This is a genomic window from Parasphingorhabdus sp., from assembly GCF_036964675.1.
Classification (GTDB): Bacteria; Pseudomonadota; Alphaproteobacteria; order Sphingomonadales; family Sphingomonadaceae; genus Parasphingorhabdus.
Genome location: NZ_JBALTF010000181.1, coordinates 1 through 518 on the forward strand (window position 1 = coordinate 1; position 518 = coordinate 518).

The 518-nt window shown below is 50.8% G+C and carries 1 protein-coding gene; it reads right to left on the reverse strand.

Going from position 1 to position 518, the window contains the following annotated elements; genetic code table 11:
* Positions 1–35 precede the first annotated feature (35 nt).
* The gene (locus V7665_RS13850; protein WP_335665108.1) at positions 36–170 is read right to left on the reverse strand and encodes a GIY-YIG nuclease family protein; all 135 of its coding nucleotides are present in this window, start codon (positions 168–170) and stop codon (positions 36–38) included.
* Positions 171–518 lie beyond the last annotated feature (348 nt).

A 518-nucleotide genomic window follows, 5' to 3' on the forward strand; every position in this document is an offset into this window, starting at 1 on the left:
CCATATTGTTCGAAAAGCACCAGCTTGTTCAAATTCTAGCGCTTGGTAAAGCCATCGGCGCTGCCTTCGCGATGCTGGTATATCCGTTTCATCAGGTCGGATGTGACCCCGATATAGGGCAGACCGCGCGGCTTGTTGGTCATGATGTAGACGCAGGGCTGGAAGGACATTGTGATTGTGTAAGCTTTTGAGGGGTCCTGAAACAAGTTCAGGATGACGGAAGTGCCGTTTCCGTCAAGGCGGCGACCCCCAACGTCGTCATCCGGAAGAAACACTCGTCATTGTGAAAGAATACTCGTCATCCTGAACTCGTTTCAGGACCTCGTCCGGCACAGTGCGAACCTCGAGGGATCCTGAAACAAGTTCAGGATGACGATGAATGTTCAGGATGACGAAATGGCCGCAAAGGTCAAAACCACTTTTCACCAGTTTTTAAGCATGCTCCAGTAAATCTGGTCCATGCTAACGGTGACCAATATCCTGCTGGCTTTCATCCTGCTCAACGCCTGGACCTTTGT